The sequence below is a fragment of the Microbacterium sp. 1154 genome, from assembly GCF_031455375.1.
Lineage (GTDB): Bacteria > Actinomycetota > Actinomycetes > Actinomycetales > Microbacteriaceae > Microbacterium.
Window position 1 is genome coordinate 15160 of the sequence record NZ_JAVDSN010000007.1, and the last position, 19598, is coordinate 34757.

Sequence of the window (19598 nt, forward strand, 5' to 3'; positions counted from 1 at the left end):
CGTGGCACCACGAGAACGGGTATCGCACCTCTCGTACCGTCCCAAAGCCGGCGAGATCCCCACCAACCCGGGGGTCTACCGGTTCCGGGATGCCGAGGGGCGCGTGCTGTACGTCGGGAAAGCCAAGAACCTCCGCGCGCGCTTGTCGAACTACTTCGCTCCGCTGCATTCCCTGCACGAGCGGACGCGGCGCATGGTGACGACGGCGGCGAGCGTCGAATGGACGGTCGTTCCGAGCGACATCGACTCCCTGCAGTTGGAGTTCATGTGGATCAAGGAGTTCGATCCGCCCTTCAACGTCCGCTACCGCGACGACAAGTCGTACCCGTACATGGCGATCACCCTCGCCGACGAGGCCCCGCGCGTCATCGTCACGCGAAACCACAAGATCCGCGGGGCCAAGTACTTCGGGCCGTACCCGAAGGTGTGGGCGGTGCACGACACCATCGATCTGATGATCAAGGTCTTCCCGATCCGCACGTGCAGCGACTCCTCGTACAAGAAGGCGATGGCCTCGGGTCGGCCGTGTTTCCCGGGGCAGATCGGTCGGTGCGGTGGGCCGTGCTCGATGAAGGTGACGATCGACGAGCACCGCGCCGTCGTGAACGACTTCATCGCCTTCATGTCCGGTGGCGACCAGCGCTTCACGCGAGAGCTCACCGCCCGCATGAAAGAGGCCTCGGCCGCGATGGACTACGAGTCGGCCGCGCACTATCGCGATCGCCTGCAGGCCATCGACGCCGTGCTCGGCAAGAGCGCGCTGGTGCTCGCCTCGGACACGGATGCCGATCTCTTCGGGATCGCGGAGGACGAACTCGCCGCGACCGTGCAGCACTTCGTCGTCCGCGGCGGACGCGTGCGCGGTGTGCGGGCGACGACCATCGAGAAAGAGATCGACATCTCCGGCGCCGACCTCGTCGATCAGGTGCTCCAGCGCACCTACGGCGATGCCGACGCGAGCGACATCCCGCGGCAGGTGCTCGTGCCCGAGCTGCCCGACGACGCCGAGCAACTCGAGGACTGGCTGCGCGATCGCCGTGGCCGCCCCGTGACCCTCCAGGTCGCGCAACGCGGTCGCAAGGCCGACCTGCTCAAGACCGCGACGCTCAACGCGCAGCAGGCGCTGATGCTCCACAAGACCCGCCGCACCAGCGACTACGTGGCCCGCTCCCAAGCGCTGACCGACCTGCAAGAGGCGCTCGGCATGAGCGAGGCTCCGCTGCGCATCGAGTGCTTCGACATCTCGCACCTCTCGGGCACCAATGTCGTGGCATCCATGGTGGTCTTCGAGGACGGTCTGCCCCGCAAAGACCAGTACCGCTCCTTCGGTGTCGCCGAGACGACCGACGACACCGACTCGATGTACCAGGTGCTCAGCCGGCGCCTCGCGTATCTCGACCGCCCCGACGAGATCGAGCCCGAGACGATCGACGGCGCGATCGTGGCCGACCCCGACTCCGAAGAGGCGACGGCCGACGGCGAGGTCGTGACCGCGCGGAAGCGCCCCCGCTTCGCGTACCGCCCGCAGCTGCTCGTGGTCGACGGTGGTCAGCCGCAGGTCGCGGCGGCGGCCCGTGCCCTCGCCGACGCCGGACACGAGGAGATCGCGCTGTGCGGCATCGCGAAGCGCCTCGAGGAGGTCTGGCTGCCGGGGGAGGAGTACCCGGTCATCCTGCCGCGCACGTCCGAGGCGCTGTACCTGCTGCAGCGGCTGCGCGACGAGGCCCACCGGTTCGCGATCGTCCACCAACGAAAGCGCCGCAAGCGCGACATCACGAGCGTGCTGGCCGAGGTCCCCGGCCTCGGCGAGGCCCGCATCAAGGCGCTGCTGCGGCACTTCGGCTCGGTGTCGGCCCTCAAGAACGCCACGCCCGACGAGATCACGGCCCTCCCCGGCATCGGCCCGACCCTGGCCGAGGCCATCCACACGCACCTGGCTCGGTAGGCTGGGACCACACGACGGGAGGCGATCGCCCATGGAACCGGCACGCGATGACGAGCCAGGAGAGGTGCTGATCGTCACAGGCATGTCGGGCGCCGGGCGATCCACGGTCGCCAACGCGCTCGAAGACCTCGATTGGTACGTGGTCGACAACCTTCCACCGCGCATGTTGCGTCCGCTGCTCGAGTTGACCGAGCTCGCCGGCGGAGCGGTTCCGCGGGTCGCGGTGGTGGTCGACGTACGCGGTCGATCGCTCTTCGGCGACCTGCCCGAGGCGATGCGGACCCTGCAGGCCAACCGTCAGGTACGGGTGGTGTTCCTGGATGCCAGCGACGCGGTGCTCGTGAGACGGTTCGAGGCCGTGCGCCGACCGCATCCCCTGCAGCACGACGGGACCATCCTCGACGGGATCCGTCGCGAACGGGAGCGCTTGGCCCCTGTCCGTGAAGCGGCCGACGTCGTCATCGACACCTCCGCGCTGAACGTGCATCAGCTGTCGTTGCGCACCGTTTCGCTCTTCGGCGACGAGGGGGCTGCGCGGCACACCGTCACGCTCATGAGCTTCGGCTTCAAGTACGGCCTGCCGCCCGATGTCGACCTCGTCGCGGACATGCGATTCCTGCCGAATCCGTTCTGGAACGACGATCTGCGCGCCCTCACCGGCGAAGATCCCCGCGTGCGGGAATACGTGCTGGCTCAAGAGGGTGCGTCGGAGTTCCTCGACGCGTACGCGTCGGCGCTGCGCCCCGTGATGGAGGGGTATCAGCGCGAGAACAAGCGGCATTCCGTCGTGGCTGTGGGGTGCACGGGCGGCAAGCATCGCTCCGTCGTGATGGCCCGTGAGTTGGCTGCACGTCTGTCCGATGTGCCCGGGGTGGCCGTCCGTGTGGCTCACCGCGACCTCGGTCGCGAGTAGGCTGTACCGTCGTCCCCGCCGCCCCCACCCGAGGAGAACCGTGCCGCTGACCGCCGACGTGAAGGCCGAACTCATCACCGTTCGCGACCCGCGCCCGACCGCGCGCGTCGCCGAACTGACGGCCCTCCTGCGCTTCTCCGGCGGTCTGCACTCCATCGCCAACCGCGTCGCGGTCGAGGCCGAGCTGGACTCCGACATCCTCGCGCGTCGCGTGGCCCGTGACCTCATGGAGCTCTACGGCGTGCGCCCCGAGCTGCACCACGTGCAGGGCTCCGGAGGACGAGCAGGCGGTCTCTACGCCGTGCGCGTGATCGAGGCGGGCGAGACCCTGGCCCGTCAGACCGGTCTGCTCGATCAGCGCCGTCGCCCCGTGCGCGGTCTGCCGAACAAGCTCACCACGGGCTCGCGTCCCGATCTCAGCGCCATCTGGCGCGGGGCATTCCTCGCCGCAGGCTCGCTGAGCGACCCGGGCCGTTCGGCGGCGCTCGAGATCTCATGCCCGTCGTCGGAAGCGGCCATGGCCCTCGTCGGCGCTGGCCACCGCATCGGCATTCCCGCCAAGGCCCGCGAGGTGCGCGGCGTTCCGCGCGTCGTCGTGCGCGACGGTGAGGCGATCCGCGGTGCCCTGTACGAGATGGGTGCCCGCCGCACGGCGGGGGAGTGGGATCAGATGCGTCAGCGGCGCGAGGTACGCGCCGGCGTCAACCGCCTCGTCAATTTCGACGACGCCAACCTCCGCCGCTCGGCGCAGGCCGCCGTCGCCGCGTGCGCCCGCGTGGAGCGCGCCCTCGAGATTCTCGGAGAAGAGGTGCCCGCTCACCTGCAGCAGGCCGGCGAGCTGCGGTTGGCCCACCGCGACGCCAGCCTCGACGAGCTCGGCCACCACGCCGACCCGCCCCTGACCAAGGACGCCGTCGCCGGCCGCATCCGCCGCCTGCTCGCCATGGCTGACAAGAAGGCGGAGGTCGAGGGGATCCCCGGCACCGAGGCAGCCGTCCCGGTGGGTGCCGAGGACTGAGTTCGCGAAGGGCAGTGCCGGTCTCCTGACGCAGACCGGCTCGGGCCTGACCGTCGCGGATGCCGGAGCTCTCGGCATCCCCTGCCTGTCGCCGATGTCGGGACCCCGCGGTCATCCCGCTCCGGTCGCCCGCGGAGGCTCGCGGCGTGCTGAGCCGAGCTCCGACGCCGGGATCCCGGCATCCCGAGCGCCTCCTCCTCCGACGCGCCCGGGCGACTATCTTCCGTCATCCGGGGAAGCAACCCCGGTGCGCCGTGGTTACCCCTCAGTAGGATGAAATCGTCACCCTCGCTGCTCGATCCCTCGGCACGTCGTCACGGCGAAGAGGTTTCGGCGGCGCCCGATTCGGAAGTTGAGATCATGGCGAAGTACACGCTGCCCGAACTGCCCTACGACTACTCGGCGCTGGAGCCGCACATCAGTGCGACCATCATGGAGCTGCACCACAGCAAGCACCACCAGACGTACGTCAACGGTGCGAACACCACTCTCGACCTCCTCGCCGAAGCGCGCGAGAAGGGCGATTTCGCCAACATCAACCGCCTGCAGAAGGACCTCGCGTTCAACCTCGGCGGGCACACCAACCACTCGATCTTCTGGACGAACCTCTCGCCCAACGGCGGAGACAAGCCGACCGGCGACCTCGAGTCCGCGATCGACGACCAGTTCGGTTCGTTCGACGCCTTCCGCGCGCAGTTCACCGCCGCCGCACTCGGTGTGCAGGGATCGGGCTGGGCGGGTCTGTTCTGGGACTCGATCGGTGAGAACCTCGTCATCCAGCAGTTCTTCGACCAGCAGGGCCAGATCGTCGCGGGCACCGTCCCGCTCCTTCTGCTCGACGTCTGGGAGCACGCGTACTACCTCGACTACAAGAACGTCCGTGCGGATTACGTCAAGGCGTTCTGGAACATCGCCAACTGGGACGACGCCCAGAAGCGCTTCGCCGCCGCCCGGGAGAAGACCTCGGGTCTGCTGGTACTGTCGTAAACGGTGCGGCGTCCCGGTGGGACACCTCATCGGGACGCCGTTGTCCGCCAGCGAACATCGCAATCACGCGCTTCTCGCGCACAACTGATTCAGGAGATATTCCGTGACCGTCAAGATCGGAATCAACGGCTTCGGCCGTATCGGACGCAACTACCTCCGCGCGGCTCTCGCGCAGGGTGCCGACCTCGAAATCGTGGCGGTGAACGACCTCACCGACAACAAGTCGCTGGCGCACCTCCTCAAGTACGACTCCGTCGGCGGCGTGCTGACCGAGGACGTCTCGTACACCGCAGACTCCATCACCGTCGGCGACAAGACCATCAAGGTCTTCGAAGAGCGCGACCCGGCCAACCTCCCCTGGGGCGAGCTCGGCGTAGACATCGTCATCGAGTCCACCGGCCGCTTCACCAAGGCCGAAGACGCCAAGAAGCACGTCGCCGGTGGTGCCAAGAAGGTCCTGATCTCGGCTCCCGCCTCGGGTGACGACGCGACCATCGTCATGGGCGTCAACGAAGAGACGTACAACCCCGAGACCGACGTCATCATCTCGAACGCCTCGTGCACCACGAACTGCCTCGCGCCCCTCGCGAAGGTGTTCGAAGACGCCTTCGGCATCGAGCGCGGCTTCATGATGACGGCCCACGCCTACACGGCGGACCAGAACCTCCAGGACGGCCCGCACAGCGACCTGCGTCGTGCGCGCGGCGCGGCGATCAACATCGTCCCCGCCTCGACCGGTGCCGCCAAGGCCATCGGCCTGGTGCTGCCCGAGCTGAACGGCAAGCTCAGCGGCTCGTCGTACCGCGTTCCGGTTCCCACCGGCTCGATCGTCGACCTCACGATCGTCACGCCCACCGAGGGTCTGACCGTCGACCAGGTCAACGAGGTCTACAAGAAGGCCGCTGCCGAGGGTCGCCTCAACGGCATCCTGCAGTACACCGAAGACCCGATCGTCTCGAGCGACATCCAGGGCAACCCGCACTCCTCGATCTTCGACGCGGAGCTGACCAACGTCAGCGGTAACCTCGTCAAGGTCTCGTCGTGGTACGACAACGAGTGGGGCTACTCCAACCGTCTCGTCGACCTGACCGAGTACGTCGCCGAGCGCCTGTAACCCTTCATGGCTCTGCGCACCCTCGATTCGCTGGGGTCGCTGGCCGGCACGCGCGTCATCGTCCGTTGTGATCTCAACGTTCCTCTCAAGGACGGGATCATCACGGATGATGGCCGCGTGCGCGCGTCGCTGCCGACCCTCAACGCACTGATCAACGCCGGCGCGCGTGTGGTCGTGTGCTCGCACCTGGGCCGCCCCGAGGGGGCGCCCGATCCGAAGTACTCGCTTGAGCCGGTCGCGCAGCGCCTGTCCGAGCTGCTCGGCCAGCCGGTCGCGTTCGCACGCGACACGGTGGGCGAGTCCGCTCACGATGCCGTCTCCTCGCTGGAGAACGGCGAGGTCGCTGTCATCGAGAACCTCCGCTTCAACGCGGGGGAGACCTCCAAGGACGAGTCCGAGCGCCAGGCCTTCGCCCGCGAGCTCGCCGGCCTCGGCGATGCCCTCGTGTCGGACGGGTTCGGCGTCGTGCACCGGAAGCAGGCGAGCGTTTACGACCTCGCCCAGCTGGTGCCCTCGGCCGCGGGTCTTCTGATCCAGAAGGAACTCGACGTCCTGGACCGTCTGACCGAGAACCCCGAGCGGCCCTACACGGTCGTGCTCGGCGGCTCGAAGGTCAGCGACAAGCTCGGTGTCATCGAGCACCTGCTCCCGCGCGTGGACAAGCTCCTCGTCGGTGGCGGCATGATGTTCACCTTCCTGGTGGCCGAAGGTCACCAGGTGGGTGCGAGCCTGCTCGAGAAGGACCAGATCGACACCGTGAAGGGCTACCTCGCCACGGCGAAGGAGCGCGGCGTCGAGATCGTCCTGCCCGTCGATGCGGTCGTCGCCGCGTCGTTCTCGGCGGATGCCGAGCACGTGGTCGCCGACGCCGATGCCCTCGAGGACACCGCGTTCGGTGATGCCGGTCTCGGCCTCGACATCGGCCCCCGCACCGCGGAGATCTTCGCCGACGCCATCCGCGGTTCGCGCACCGTCTTCTGGAACGGCCCCATGGGTGTCTTCGAGATGAAGGCGTTCGAAGCCGGTACCAAGACCGTCGCTCAGGCGCTCACCGAGGTCGACGGCCTCAGTGTCGTCGGCGGCGGCGACTCCGCCGCGGCCGTGCGTCAGCTCGGTTTCGCGGACGACGCCTTCGGCCACATCTCCACGGGTGGCGGCGCGAGCCTGGAGTTCCTCGAAGGCAAGAAGCTCCCCGGACTGGAGGTCCTCGGATGGCAGTAGTCAACACGGAGTCGTCTGCTACGCAGAACAGGCGAACCCCGCTCATCGCCGGCAACTGGAAGATGAACCTCGACCACCTCCAGGCGGTCGCGTTCGTCCAGAAGCTGCACTGGACGCTGAAGGAGGCCAAGCACGAGACCGGAAGCGTCGAGGTCGCGGTCTTCCCGCCGTTCACCGACCTGCGTACCGTGCAGACCCTGCTCGACGCCGACAAGATCGACATCGCCCTGGGCGGTCAGGACCTGTCCGCGCACGACTCCGGGGCCTACACGGGTGAGATCTCGGGTCAGTTCCTGGCCAAGCTCGACGCGAAGTACGTCATCATCGGACACTCCGAGCGTCGTCAGTTCCACAACGAGACCGACGAGGTCGTCGCGGCGAAGACGCAGGCGGCCCTCCGCCACGGCCTCGCCCCGGTGATCTGCGTCGGCGAGACCTCGGAGGACCTCGAGAAGTTCGGCGCGAGCGCCGTTCCCGTGGGTCAGCTCGAGGTCGCTCTCGAGGGCGTTGCAGCGGATGCCGACATCGTCGTGGCGTACGAGCCGGTGTGGGCCATCGGCTCCGGTCAGGCGGCGACGCCCGACCAGGCGCAAGAGGTCTGCGCGAAGCTCCGCGCCGTCGTCGCCGACAAGCTCGGTGCCGACGCGGCCGCTCGTACCCGTGTGCTGTACGGCGGCTCGGTGAAGTCCGGCAACATCGCCGGCTTCATGCGCGAGCCCGATGTGGACGGCGCCCTGGTGGGTGGCGCGAGCCTCGTCGTGGACGAGTTCGCGGCCATCGTGCGCTTTCAGAAGCACGTCGGCGTCTGACACCGACCCGGATGCCCGCGGCGCTTCGCCGCGGGCATCCGTGCGTCCGGGACGCCTCCCCGTATACTTGACGCTTGTGCGGTCGACCCGATCGCTACGAAAGGCTTTCGACTGTGCAGATTCTCGAGTTCGTCCTGCAGGTGCTCCTGGGCATCACCAGCCTCCTGCTGACCCTTCTCATCCTGCTCCACAAGGGACGCGGTGGCGGTCTGTCCGACATGTTCGGCGGCGGTATGAGCTCCGCTCTCGGCTCGTCGGGCCTCGCCGAACGCAACCTCAATCGATTCACGATCGTGCTCGCGCTGGTGTGGTTCGTCACCATCGTCGGTCTCGGTCTGCTGACCAAGTTCGCGGAGATCTGACATGGCCACTGGAGGCAACGCCATCCGTGGTTCGCGCGTCGGCGCGGGCCCCATGGGCGAGCAGGACCACGGTTTCCACGCCGACCGCGTCGCCGTGTCGTACTGGGACGCCCTCGGTAACGAGACCGTCCGCTATTTCGCGGCGGGTATCCCCGACGACGAGATCCCCGAGACGATCGACTCCCCGCACTCCGGTCTGCCGGCCGGCCGCGACAAGTCGAACCCGCCGGCCCTGGCGAAAGCGGAGCCCTACAAGACGCACCTCGCGTACGTGAAGGAGCGCCGGAGCGACGAAGAAGCCGCGTCCCTGCTCGACGATGCGCTGCAGCAGCTGCGCGAGCGTCGCGGACAGTAAGTCCCCGAGCGCGCACGACAGAAGGGCCGGATGCCATGGCATCCGGCCCTTCTGCGTGTGCGGGGTCCGCTCAGCGGACGGGGGAGTCCGTCACGATCGTCGTCCAGGGTCCGGAGGGGACGTTCTCCTCGTCGATGAACGACCAATCGACGCGGTCGTCTTCGCCGTCGAGATCGGCGAAGCCCAGACAGCCGTTGAGCGCTGGAGACACGTCGAGCCCGGCGCCGTTGTAGCGCGTGTTGACGGGGCGCTGGTCATCGGAGCCGAAGACGTACGCGGCGTCGTGATACTCGCCGGGGCCGGCGTCTTCGATCTGGCCGTAGCAGACGCGTCCGTCTTTGCGGAGAGCGACCCAGCGGTTCTTCATGAGGCTCGTCGAGGGGTCGTCGACCAGCGACGCGTAAGCCGGTCGGCGTGCCCACGGCACCACTTCTCCTCGAGCGGCGTAGGCGGTGTCGTCGTTGACGTCGTCGAAGGGCAGGTCGAGGTAGAACGGGTTCTCGAGCGGCGTCATCGCGGAGGGGAAGTAGCCCGACCCGGGGGTGCGGGGCTCGGTCCGGCAGTCGTCGCCGACGACGATCCCGTCGCAGCCGCCGTAGGAGCCGAGCCAGTCCGAGTCATAGGTGGACGTGCGTTGGCTTCCGTCGGAGGCGTTCGGATCGAAGACCTCGCCGACCCAGAAGGTCGTCGCCACGATGTCGGTGTGCCAGGGGTAGCCCGTGTCAGGGCGCGCAGCCGCCGGCGGGATGCACGCCGACAGGCCGGCGGCGGCGCCCACCGCGAGGGTGACCGCCGCCGCCGGCCGCAGCGCTCGCGTCACTCGCTGACGTCGCTCTCGGTGGGGTGGACCTTCTCCACCGGTCCGCGAGGGGGCGTCGCCGTCATGGGCGCGAACGAGGGTGCGGTCACGGTGGCGGGAGCCAGCGACGGAGCGCCGGCGCTGTCGTAGAGCTGCAGGTCGTCGGTGCGGAGGGTGCCGTTGCCGAAGATCGTCAGAGCGAAGCTGATGCCGTCGTACCCGGCCGGGATCGCCGCGGTCGTCCAGTCGGCCTGAGTCCAGCCGGTCGCGGAGCCGAACCACGGGCTGGAGGTCCAGTACGACCACGAGCCGCTCGTGGAGCGAAGGTAGACGGCGAACTGCGTCACCCCGCTCGCCTGGTACCACTCGCGGAGCGTGTACGTCGTCCCGGGCGTCACGGTGGGGGAGCACTGCCCGAGGTCGAACTGCGGGAGGAGCTTGGCGTCCCCGTCGGCGTAGTTCGACATCACGATGCCGCTGGCGATGTTTCCGGTGTGCGCCGGGGCGCCCGTGCTGAAGGCGGGAGCGTTGTTGCCGTACCCGCCCCTCATCCAGCAGTCGGGGGCGCCGGTCTCCATACTCGGATTGACGATGCCGTTCGTCGACCCGGTCGCAGCGGGCACCGAGGGGCCGTCGACCACGGGCTTGGCCGCACCGCCGATGACGTCGCCGATGGTTTTGACCACCGTGCCGGCCGATTGACGGGTCTTCAACCAACTCGTGAACTGACCGAACAACGAGGTCGTCACCGCCAGGTCGCTGCAGGCGTCGTCGCAGATGTCGTGGAACGTGTACGGCACCCACCCGCCGCCGTTCTTCTCGGCGTTGGTGACTCCCGCCTTGAGGTCGTCGAGGGTCCAGGTCGCGTCGACCTGGTCGAGCGCCTTCAGCGCGTACTTGTCGGCGGGCCGCGTGGACTCCGCGTAGGCGCAGTCGGCGCACCCGAAGCGGCTCCGGATGTCACCGAGGAGTCGTCCGCTGCTGTAACCGCAATTGGCCACCGCCGTTTCGACCGCGGGAGTGGCGGACGCGAACGGGTAGGCGAAGCTGCGGGCGGTGAAACCCCACGAGGTGAGGTTCTTGCGGTCGGTGCAGATCTGCCGGGTGGCCTCGTCGACACTGACCTGCGCGAGGTCAGGGTGGTTGACCGTGTGACCGCCGATCTCATGGCCGGCGTTCTTCAGGTTCGTCAGGTCGGTACGGGTCATGTGTCCCGCGGCTCCGATGAAGCCGGAGTTGATGTAGAACGTGCCCTTCATGCCGTTGGCCTGGAGCGGGGGGAGGGCGTTGAGCTGGTCGGAGTTCGCATCGTCGAACGTGAGGCTGACGATCGTGCGGGTCGCCGCTTGCGCAGGCGCCGATGCCGGGGGAGCTGCGGCGATCAGTCCGCCCGCCCCCGCGGCGACGGCGGCGAGGACCGCGACGGCCCGAAGCCGGCGACGTCCGGCGGCGAGGTGGTGCGGGATCATGGTCGTGTCCTTTCGAGTGGGGAGGGCGCGTCGGAGGGCGAGGCGAATCACGAGACCGTCACCGACTTGGCGAGGTTGCGGGGCTTGTCGACATCGCGCCGCAGACGCAGGGCGAGCTCGCGCGCGAACATCTGCAGCGGCACCACCGTCTCGAGCGGACCCCACGAGGGGCCGGTTCGGGGCAGGTGCATGGCCAGGCCCCCGACGTGCAGCATCCGTTCGCCGACGCGGAGCACGCGTCCGCCGCGGGCGAGGATCTCGGCGATATCCACGTCGAGTCGCGGGTCGCCGTTGTCGACGACGAACACGGGCGTGCCGACGTCCACCAGGGCGAGGGGCCCGTGCTTGAGCTCGCCCGCCGGTTGGTGCTCGGTCCAGCGATACGACAGCTCTTTGAGCTTGAGCGCACCCTCGGCCGCGTACACGAGTCCGGAACCCCGCCCGAGGAAGAGGAAGCCCGGGGCGTCGACGAACTCCGCGGCTCTCTCGGCCGCGGGGCCGCGCCAGGCGTCGAGAGCCGCCGAGAGCGCGTCGGGCGTGGCTGCCAGCGCCCGGAGGTCGCCCTCGAGCGCAACCGCGTCGGTGCGCGACGAGACCGAGAGCCCCGACAGCGCGAGGCACGCTCCCGTGAGCACCTGCGCGACGAACGTCTTCGTCGCCGCGACGCCGATCTCGGGACCGGCGAGGCAGTCGAGAGTAGCGTCGGCGCGGCGCGCGAGCGTCGAGAAAGGGGTGTTCGTGATCGCCAGCAGCGTGCAGCCGCGGTCGGGCAACCGGTCGAGAGCTCTCAACACATCGGCCGTTTCGCCGGATTGGCTCAGCGCGATCACCAGGGTACGCGGCTCCCAGACCTCGTGCGCCGCCTCGCTCGCGATGAGGGCCCGTGTGGGAAGGCCGCCCAGGCGGGAGAAGACACCGGCCACGGCCCGCCCCGCGTGCAGCGACGTGCCGCACCCGAGGATGGTGACGCGGTCGATCTCGTCGAGCGGGGGAAGGCCCATCCCGCGCCAGAGCAATCCCTCGGCGATGCCGGGGGCGAGGACATCGAGCACACGGCTGGCGACCGCGGGTTGCTCGTCGATCTCGTTGCCCATGTGGTCGCGGTGCCGCCCCGTGCGGGCGAGGGTGGTCGTCGGGGGCACCGGCCACAGCCCGCGCGGCCGGGAGCCGCCCCCGGCGCGGCGCCAGCGCACGTCGCCGGCGTCGACCTCGACGATGTCGTCGTCCTCCAGCACGCGGAACGCGTCGACCACGGGCGTGACGGCACCGACGTCGCTCGCGAAGTACACCCCCTCCTCGCCCTCGGCGAAGAGAAGCGGCGAGCCGTGCGCGGCGCCCGCGAGCGCTCCCGAGCGCGCGTCGAGCGCGACGATCGCCCACGATCCTTCGAGGCGCGCGACGGCGTCGGCCACGGCGTCGCCGAGACCGGCTCCCGGGTGCAGGGCCTGCTCGATGAGGTGAACGATCACCTCGGTGTCCACGTCGGTGGCGAAGCGGTGTCCGTCCGCGACGAGCCGTGCGCGGAGAAGGTCGGCGTTCTCGATGATCCCGTTGTGCACCACGAAGAGCCGACCGCTGCAATCCTCGATCGGGTGAGCGTTGCGCTCGCTGACGGTGCCGTGCGTGGCCCACCGGGTATGGCCGATCGCGGCGGTCGTGGCATCCGTCCCCGATTCCCCCGAACGCACCGCGTCGGTGAGGGATGCCACGCCGTCGAGCGTGCGTACGTGCAGCGCCGTGCCGTCGTCGTGCCGGGCGGCGATCCCGGCGGAGTCGTAGCCCCGGTACTCCAAGCGCTCGAGCGCGCTGCGAGCCCGGGATGCGGCGGAGGAGGGCCCGCGGTACGCGGTGATCCCGCACATCAGAGCACCCCGCGGAAAGAACCGGCGCCGGCGAGCGGCATGGAATCCGAACCGAGCCGCTCGCGGGAGAGCAGGTCGGCGGCGACGCGCATGATCGTCGAGGTCAGCGGAGTGCGGGGCTCGTAGCCGACGAGCTTGTGCGCTCTGGTGTTGTCGGGTACGCGGCGGCGCATGTCCTCGAAGCCGGGCGCATAGGCCTGCTCGTAGGGGACGAGCTGGACGGTGCTCCGGCTGTCGAGGGTGCGGATGATCTCGTCGGCGAGTTCGAGGATCGAGATCTCGCGGGCACCGCCGAGGTTGTAGGCCTGGCCGCGGGCGCGCGGGTCGCGCTCGATCGCGACCATCGCGGGGACCACGTCTTCGACGGCCGAGAAGCAGCGGGTCTGCCGCCCGTCGCCGAAGACGGTGAGTGGATGGCCGCGCAGAGCCTGGCCCACGAGGTTGGGCAGCACCATGCCGTAGCGACCGGTCTGTCGGGGGCCGATGGTGTTGAACAAGCGCACGATCGAGACGTCGAGACCCTCCTGGTCGCAGTACGCCTTGGCGAACGCCTCGTCGATCCCCTTCGCTCCGGCATACGTCCAGCGCGAGAGGAGCGGGTCGCCGAGCACGCGGTCGGAGTCCTCGCGCAGGCGGTCGGCGGTGTTCTTGCCGTACACCTCGCTCGTGGACACCAGGAGCACCGAGGCATGGTGTTCGATGGCCGCGGCCAGGACGTTCTCGGTGCCGTGGATGTTGATGCGCAGTCCCCGCAGGGGCTGTTCGACGATGAGCTTCACCCCGACGGCCGCGGCCAGGTGGAACACGCGATCGCAGCCCTGCATCGCCGTGCCCACCGTCTTGGTGTTGAGGATCGAGCCGTGGATCATCTCGAGGAGCGGGTTGTCGGCGATGCCGGCGAGGTTGCGAGCGGAGCCGGTGGAGAGGTCGTCGAGGACGACGACCTCGTCGCCGAGATTCAGCAGGTGCTCGACGAGGTGGCTGCCGACGAAGCCGGCACCACCGGTGACGAGCGTGCGCGTGCGCGCGGAACTCGGGTAGACCGAGACGCCGCTCACAGGAGCACCCGCCCGGCGATGTCAGCGCTGCGGTAGGTGCCGTCGACCACCAGGGACTCGTCGTCGAGCCAATCGAGGTCGCTGTCGTGGTGTCGCGTGTGAACCAGAACGACGTCGGGGTGGAAGGTGGCCGGCTCGGCGAGGGAGTCACGCTCTCGGCCGGAGTCGAGATGGATGTGCGGTGCGTGCGTGTCGACGTACTGCACCTCCGCTCCCGCGTCGATGAGGTGGTCGATGATCTCGAGAGCGGGGGACTCGCGGAGGTCGGCGACGTCGGGCTTGTAGGTGACCCCGACGACGAGCACGCGAGCGCCGAGCGTCCCTTTGCCCGCGCGACCGAGCACGTCGCGGATACGGTCGACCACGCGACGCGGACGCGCGGCGATGCGCGTCATCGCCTCGGTGATGAGGCCGGCGTCGACATGCAGGGCTTTGAGCTGCCACAACAGGTAGTGCGGGTCGCAGGGGATGCAGTGCCCCCCGACCCCGGGGCCCGGGTAGAAGGCCATGAAGCCGTAGGGCTTGGTGCTCGCGGCCTCGATGACTTCGGTGACGGGCACGGCGAGCGCGCCGCAGATGTCGGCGAACTCGTTGGCCAGGGCGATGTTGACGGCGCGGAAGGTGTTCTCGAGCAGTTTCGTCATCTCGGCGGTCGCCAGGCTCGACACCCGGTGCACCCGGGCGGCGTAGCGGGCGAGGAGGCGCGCGCCCTCTTCCTCGCACTGCGGCGTCGCGCCACCCACGACGCGGGGCACGATCTCTTGTGCGAACCCGATGTTGCCGGGGTCGATGCGCTCGGCACTGAAAGTGACGAACACGTCGCGACCGACCTGCATCCCGCGTTCCTGAAGCGGCTTCTCGACGAGGTCGTGGGTGCATCCGACGTAGGTGGTCGAGGTGAGCATGACGAGCTGCCCGGGCCGGGCGGCGGCGACGACGGTGGCGCACGCCGCCCGGAGTGCGGTGAGGTCCGGTACCTGCTGGTGGTCGACCGGCGTCGGCACGCACACGACGATCGCGGCAGCGCGGCTCAACTCGGCGATGTCGCTGGTGAGGCGGAAGCCGGCGGGCGCGTGGAGAGCGGTGTCGAGGCGTTCGCGGTCGGAGTCGATGAGGTCGGCGTTGCGCGCGGCGATCGCCCGCAGGCGTCGTGGCGAGACGTCGAGGGCGAGTACCCGGGAGCCGCTCGCGTGGTACGCGAGAGCAGTGGGGAGCCCCACGTAGCCCAGCCCGACGATCGCGACGTCGAAATCGAACGTCCTCGTCGGGGCGGGGGCCGGGGGCGTCGACGAGATGATCACGTCGGTCCGGACATCGAGAGTGGACATCTTCATCCTCCAGGGCAGGGTCCGAGGGAGCGGTTCAGGGGGAATGAGGCGCCCCCTCGGACGATTCGGGTGGTGGGGCGGCGTGCGAGCGGGTACCGCGCTGATCCGGGGATCACACTGCGGCGCGGCACGGCAGGCGGTCAAGCACGCCGACCGGATCATGCGGGTTGCCGCCGACCGCGCGACCACGTGCGGGACACCGCACCCCGCTGTGCGGGAGATTGCGGTCGTCTCGCGCGTGACCGGGCGTAGCGTCGCTTCGACCCCCCCCCGACCCGAGAAGGAGGGATGCCATGACCCCCGCCGCCGTCGTCCTCGTCGCCGCCTGCACGATCGGCGTGTCCACCCTGGTGTGGGGCGTCGCGGCGCTGTGCCGCCTTCTGGCGGAGGGGCGTGTGCAGGAGGGCCTGCTGTCACCGTCGATGTATTACCGTCGCAACGAGGTGGCCGTGCTGATCGCGGCGCACAACGAGGAGCTCGTCATCGCCGACGCCGTCGCGGCTGCGCTCCGCCTGGTGCCCGCGGGCAACGTGTTCGTGGTCTCGGACGGTTCGACCGATGCGACGGTGGAACGCGCGCGTGCCGAGGGGGCCGCCGCGTGGGATCTCACGCCCAACCGGGGAAAGGCCGGGGCGATCCGGGCGGGCCTGGAACGCTTCGGCATCCCGTCGCGCTTTCCCCTCCTGCTGCTGCTCGACGCCGACTCGAGACCCCGGCCGGACTATCTTCGGACGGCGCTGCCCCTGTTCACCGACGAGGGAGTGGTCGCGGTGGCCGGCCGTGCGACGACCGCCACCGACACGCGCACCACCCGCATGGGACGTTTTCTTCTCGCGTACCGTGAGCGCACCTACGTCTGCACGCAATACCTCCACAAGTTCGGCCAGGCGGCACGCGGGGCGGATGCCGTGGCGATCGTGCCCGGATTTGCGAGCCTGTATCGCACGGACGTGCTCGACCGCATCGACATCGATGCGCCGGGTCTGTCGATCGAGGACTTCAACATGACGTTCGAGGTGCACGCGAAGCGGCTCGGTCGCATCGCCTTCCACCCCGAGTGCGCCATCGCCGAGACGCAGGACCCGGCGGTGTTCCGCGACTACTCGGCGCAGGTGCGGCGATGGAGCCTCGGTTTCTGGCAGACGGTGCGCCGCCACGGTGTGCGGCCCGGGCTCTTCTGGGTGGCGGTGGGCGTGTTCGCGCTCGAGACCGTGGTCTCGAGTCTCGCGCTGGTGGCGATCCTTCCCGTGCTCGTGGTCGCGACAGGGGCGGCTGCGGTCGCACCCCTGCTGACGGGGGAGGCGGGCGAAGCTCTGTCGGCGCTGTCGGCGGCGACACCCGTCGGGCCGATCGTGCTCGGCTTCGTAATCGTGGATGCCGTGATGACGGCCTTCGCATGCGCGATCTCGCGTGAGCGGCCCCGGGTCTGGATGCTGCTCTTCCCCCTCATGCGTGTGTGGGATGCGGTGCTGTGCCTGCGGGCGCTCGGAGCGGCCCTCGGGCGCCCGTCGGATGGTCGGTGGCGAAGCCCTGACCGCCGCGCGGTCCCGCCCGCTGCCGAGCCCGCGGTTTCCTCGCCTCGGTAGCGGTACCTGCCCCCGGCGCGCGTGCGAGCCGCGGCATCCCTTCGATCAGCCCGCCGCATTGTGCAGCGTCGCCATGAGGTGGGCACGCGAGCTGACCCCGAGCTTCCGATAGATCCCGGTGAGCCGGAGCTCGACGGTGCGGAGCGAGAGGAAGAGGGATGCCGCGATCTCGCGGTTTCGCATTCCCTTCTCGACCAGGGCGATCACGTCGCGTTCCTGGGCGGTGAGCGAGCGACCGTGCGTCGCATCGCCAGCAGGGATGCGGGGTCGGGCGCGTTCGTCGAGCGTGAGGCAGCGTTCGCGGGCGCGCGCGAGAAGGCGCCGTTCGCTCGGCGCGTCATCGGTGCGGTAGACCGTCTCGGCCTCACGGAACGCGCTGACGGCGTCGCGGTCCGAGGCGCACACGGCGCGCGAGCGGGCGAGCGCGAGCGTCGTCCAGCGACGCGGGGAGCGGCGGGCGGCGTGCTCGAGCCTGCGCAGCTCGACCTGGGCATCCGCCGGATCTCCGCTGAGCCACAGCGCCTCGATCAAGTCGGCGTCGGCGCGGGTCAGTGCGGGGTCGTCGGCTCCGACGCCGTCGCGACCTTCGCGCAAAGACGTGACCGCGTCGTGATAGCGGCCCTCGGCCAGGGCTATCTGTCCCTCGATGACGGCGAACCACGGGAGGAGAGTCGGGCGGCCCTCCCTCCGGCACAGCTCGCGTCCCTGATGCACCAGGGAGTGCGCGCGCTCGTCGAGAGGATCCAGTGCCGCAGCCGAGGCCAGGACGAGAATCGTCGCGACGTCGACGGTGCGACCATCGATCCATTCCCGCCGCCACGCGGCGACGGCCTCGCGGGCTCCGAGGGGATCGCCCCCGCGAACCTCGGTGGTCACGAGGAGACACAGCAGGTGGTCGCGCCAGAGCGGGGCGAGGCGAGGGGTGCGATCGAGCAGCCAGCGGATCCTGCGGCGCACCCCGGCGTACTCCTCTCGCATGATTCCGGCCCTCAGGTCCAGCAGCTGCAGCTCGATCGGCGGATCAGCGCCTGCCGGCCCGGTGCCGACGCCGGTGTCGATCGTGAGATCCGTGACCGTGTCGGCACCGAGTTCGTCGAGCAGTCTGGCCACGAGCGCGGTCTCGGCCGCAGCGACACCGCGATCGACCGCCGTCACGACGAGCTCGCGCGCGCGCTCGGGGTCGCCGTGCCACAGGTGCAGGAGCGCGCTCTCGCAGAGCACGTGCTCGGCGGTGCGTCCGTCGTCGCTGTCGGCCTCGACCGCGACGGTCAGGGCGGTCTCGTCGACCACGTGTTCGATCGCGGCCGTGGCGCGAAGACGGGCCAGAGCAGCGCGAGCGCGCAGACCGGGATCGGCCGAGCGCCCGGCTCGCGCGAGGTAGTGGCGCCCCTGCACGTCCTGGCCCTGCAGGACCAGGGCCTCGCCGAGGTCGATGAGGTGGCGGCAGCGTGCCGCGGGATCGACCTCCCCGGTCAGACCTCTTTCGGCGAACTCGATCGCCGCGAGGTGATCGCCGCTACGGGCGAGGTCGACGGCCGCGATGAGCAGACGTTCGAGGTCGGCTCCGGGCTCGGTGAGGCTCATGTGCCACAGGCACGCGGCCGGGTACGCCCCCTCGTGTTCCTGCGCGGAGCGGACATGGAGGTGGCGACGCTCTTCCGTAGACAGCGCCGCGAGGTGGCGCAGACGACGGGCGGGATCAGCGATGCGGACCAGCCCCGCGTGCACCGAGAGGAGCCCGTCGTGGATGAGGGCGTCGAGGTCGAGGCCACGGTCCGCGGCAACGAGTGCCAAACGGTCGTGATCGAAGACGGGGCCGATCGCCACCAGGTCCATTAGCGACGCCACACAGGGGTCACCGGTCTGACGTCCCTCCCCTCTCCGACGCGTCCGGTCTTCCGCCAGACGCAGGGGGAGCGGAAGAGGGTGATCACCGACGGCCTCGCGGGGTGTGAGTCGTACGCGCACGATGGTGCCCGGGTGACCCGCGGTGACCTCGGCGACCGTGTAGAGGACGGCGACCGCTGTGTTCGTACCGAGCACCGACCGGGCGAGGTCGACGGACTCGTCGAAGGGCAGCCGCCGGATCCGCGTGAGCGCCATCCCCGTGAAATCTCCGTGATCGCCGGAGCCTCGGGCGGTGGCGAGGACGGTGAGGCCGGTGCCGCGCAGGCGGGCGAAGACGAACGACAGGACTGTCACGCTCGCACTGTCCAACTCGTCGAGGTCATCGATGAGGAGAATCGCGGGCTCGTCGTGGACGAGGTGCAGCGTCCTGTTCAACTCTTCCGCGAGGAGGTGCTCCGGCCAGTCCCGTCCTCGAGCCAGCAGCCCGTCGACGGCGGTGCCGCGCGCGCCGCCCAGCGCCGCGGCTGCGGCCGACAGGCCCGAATACGGCCACATGCGTTCGTCGGGTCTCGCCGACATCACGACCGTGTCGTGCCGCTCGGCGAGCTCCCGCGCGAGGCGCGTCTTGCCGATTCCGGGCTCTCCGATGAATAATCGCGCCGACCCCCCGCGGGCTGCGATGTCTTCCTCTGCGACCTGCGTTTCTCGGACACGACCGATAAATGGCATCCGAACGCTCCCTCGTGCGTCGGCCGCTCGGCGCCGATCGACCCGTTCGGATCGATCCTCATCGAGCGGTCCAGGATGCCCCCCACCATGAGAGTAAGACCGCGGTGTGTCGATGACAAGAGGGGGAAATTCGCGAGCGACACGCCCGTCCGGAATGCGAAAGACCGGATGCCGTGCGGCATCCGGTCTTGTCAC

16 protein-coding genes are annotated in these 19598 nt (G+C 69.5%); 10 read left to right on the forward strand and 6 right to left on the reverse strand.

The annotated features are described in order from the left end of the window. Position 1 precedes the first annotated feature (1 nt). The 9 genes from uvrC to J2X55_RS16110 all read left to right on the forward strand — a co-directional run bounded on the left by uvrC (position 2) and on the right by J2X55_RS16110 (position 8724). Positions 2 to 1945: an excinuclease ABC subunit UvrC gene (uvrC, locus tag J2X55_RS16070; protein WP_115918836.1), complete on the forward strand. Its 1944-nt coding sequence runs from the start codon at positions 2 to 4 to the stop codon at positions 1943 to 1945. Positions 1946 to 1976: 31 nt separating this feature from the next. Continuing rightward, positions 1977 to 2858, forward strand: a complete 882-nt coding sequence (gene rapZ / locus J2X55_RS16075) for an RNase adapter RapZ (protein WP_210112938.1) — start codon at positions 1977 to 1979, stop codon at positions 2856 to 2858. A gap of 40 nt (positions 2859 to 2898) precedes the next feature. Beyond that, entirely contained in the window at positions 2899 to 3876 is a 978-nt protein-coding gene (whiA, locus tag J2X55_RS16080) for a DNA-binding protein WhiA (protein WP_115918832.1), read from the forward strand. A gap of 360 nt (positions 3877 to 4236) precedes the next feature. After that, positions 4237 to 4863 (forward strand): superoxide dismutase, encoded by a 627-nt coding sequence (locus J2X55_RS16085; protein ID WP_115918985.1) that lies wholly within the window; start codon positions 4237 to 4239, stop codon positions 4861 to 4863. Between the two features lie 103 nt (positions 4864 to 4966). After that, positions 4967 to 5977, forward strand: a complete 1011-nt coding sequence (gap, locus tag J2X55_RS16090; RefSeq protein ID WP_115918830.1) for a type I glyceraldehyde-3-phosphate dehydrogenase — start codon at positions 4967 to 4969, stop codon at positions 5975 to 5977. A 6-nt stretch (positions 5978 to 5983) separates the two neighbouring features. Continuing rightward, complete coding sequence (locus tag J2X55_RS16095; protein WP_309824639.1) at positions 5984 to 7198, forward strand: phosphoglycerate kinase; 1215 nt, start codon at positions 5984 to 5986, stop codon at positions 7196 to 7198. Then, a complete protein-coding gene (gene tpiA / locus J2X55_RS16100) occupies positions 7189 to 8007 on the forward strand; it encodes a triose-phosphate isomerase (RefSeq protein ID WP_309824641.1) in 819 nt (272 codons plus the stop codon). The genes J2X55_RS16095 and tpiA overlap by 10 nt, the downstream gene beginning before the upstream one ends. A gap of 113 nt (positions 8008 to 8120) precedes the next feature. Beyond that, positions 8121 to 8369: a preprotein translocase subunit SecG gene (secG, locus tag J2X55_RS16105; RefSeq protein WP_056232190.1), complete on the forward strand. Its 249-nt coding sequence runs from the start codon at positions 8121 to 8123 to the stop codon at positions 8367 to 8369. A 1-nt stretch (position 8370) separates the two neighbouring features. Continuing rightward, positions 8371 to 8724, forward strand: coding sequence for an RNA polymerase-binding protein RbpA (locus J2X55_RS16110; RefSeq protein ID WP_115918824.1), 354 nt, complete (start codon positions 8371 to 8373; stop codon positions 8722 to 8724). 70 nt (positions 8725 to 8794) lie between these two features. Here J2X55_RS16110 and J2X55_RS16115 read toward each other — a convergent pair whose 3' ends face one another. Genes J2X55_RS16115 through J2X55_RS16135 form a run of 5 tightly spaced genes read right to left on the reverse strand, consistent with a single transcriptional unit; the run spans position 8795 to position 15240 of the window. Beyond that, positions 8795 to 9544: a hypothetical protein gene (locus J2X55_RS16115; protein ID WP_115918822.1), complete on the reverse strand. Its 750-nt coding sequence runs from the start codon at positions 9542 to 9544 to the stop codon at positions 8795 to 8797. Beyond that, positions 9541 to 10992 (reverse strand): polysaccharide deacetylase family protein, encoded by a 1452-nt coding sequence (locus tag J2X55_RS16120; RefSeq protein WP_309824642.1) that lies wholly within the window; start codon positions 10990 to 10992, stop codon positions 9541 to 9543. The genes J2X55_RS16115 and J2X55_RS16120 overlap by 4 nt, the downstream gene beginning before the upstream one ends. 47 nt (positions 10993 to 11039) lie before the next feature. Further along, positions 11040 to 12854 carry a glutamine--fructose-6-phosphate transaminase (isomerizing) gene (gene glmS, locus J2X55_RS16125; protein ID WP_309824643.1) on the reverse strand — a complete coding sequence of 605 codons (1815 nt, stop codon included), beginning with the start codon at positions 12852 to 12854 and terminating at the stop codon, positions 11040 to 11042. Next, complete coding sequence (locus J2X55_RS16130; RefSeq protein ID WP_115918816.1) at positions 12854 to 13912, reverse strand: NAD-dependent epimerase/dehydratase family protein; 1059 nt, start codon at positions 13910 to 13912, stop codon at positions 12854 to 12856. Before J2X55_RS16130 ends, glmS begins: the two co-directional genes overlap by 1 nt. Beyond that, positions 13909 to 15240 (reverse strand): nucleotide sugar dehydrogenase, encoded by a 1332-nt coding sequence (locus J2X55_RS16135; protein WP_115918983.1) that lies wholly within the window; start codon positions 15238 to 15240, stop codon positions 13909 to 13911. Before J2X55_RS16135 ends, J2X55_RS16130 begins: the two co-directional genes overlap by 4 nt. A 293-nt stretch (positions 15241 to 15533) precedes the next feature. On the opposite strand from J2X55_RS16135, the gene J2X55_RS16140 reads away from it, so the two are divergent. Further along, positions 15534 to 16826: a glycosyltransferase family 2 protein gene (locus tag J2X55_RS16140; protein WP_309824644.1), complete on the forward strand. Its 1293-nt coding sequence runs from the start codon at positions 15534 to 15536 to the stop codon at positions 16824 to 16826. A 45-nt stretch (positions 16827 to 16871) separates the two neighbouring features. On the opposite strand, the gene J2X55_RS16145 is transcribed toward J2X55_RS16140, so the two are convergent. After that, positions 16872 to 19403, reverse strand: coding sequence for a LuxR C-terminal-related transcriptional regulator (locus J2X55_RS16145; protein ID WP_309824645.1), 2532 nt, complete (start codon positions 19401 to 19403; stop codon positions 16872 to 16874). Positions 19404 to 19598: the final 195 nt, after the last annotated feature.

What these genes read in the sequence shown, in the direction of transcription:
- tpiA (WP_309824641.1), top strand. Translation starts at nt 7,189, where the DNA reads ATGGCAGTAGTCAACACGGAGTCGTCTGCTACGCAGAACAGGCGAACC.
- J2X55_RS16120 (WP_309824642.1), bottom strand. Translation starts at nt 10,992, where the DNA reads ATGATCCCGCACCACCTCGCCGCCGGACGTCGCCGGCTTCGGGCCGTC.
- rapZ (WP_210112938.1), top strand. Translation starts at nt 1,977, where the DNA reads ATGGAACCGGCACGCGATGACGAGCCAGGAGAGGTGCTGATCGTCACA.
- J2X55_RS16085 (WP_115918985.1), top strand. Translation starts at nt 4,237, where the DNA reads ATGGCGAAGTACACGCTGCCCGAACTGCCCTACGACTACTCGGCGCTG.
- J2X55_RS16135 (WP_115918983.1), bottom strand. Translation starts at nt 15,240, where the DNA reads ATGTCCACTCTCGATGTCCGGACCGACGTGATCATCTCGTCGACGCCC.
- J2X55_RS16140 (WP_309824644.1), top strand. Translation starts at nt 15,534, where the DNA reads ATGACCCCCGCCGCCGTCGTCCTCGTCGCCGCCTGCACGATCGGCGTG.
- J2X55_RS16095 (WP_309824639.1), top strand. Translation starts at nt 5,984, where the DNA reads ATGGCTCTGCGCACCCTCGATTCGCTGGGGTCGCTGGCCGGCACGCGC.
- J2X55_RS16145 (WP_309824645.1), bottom strand. Translation starts at nt 19,403, where the DNA reads ATGCCATTTATCGGTCGTGTCCGAGAAACGCAGGTCGCAGAGGAAGAC.
- J2X55_RS16110 (WP_115918824.1), top strand. Translation starts at nt 8,371, where the DNA reads ATGGCCACTGGAGGCAACGCCATCCGTGGTTCGCGCGTCGGCGCGGGC.
- glmS (WP_309824643.1), bottom strand. Translation starts at nt 12,854, where the DNA reads ATGTGCGGGATCACCGCGTACCGCGGGCCCTCCTCCGCCGCATCCCGG.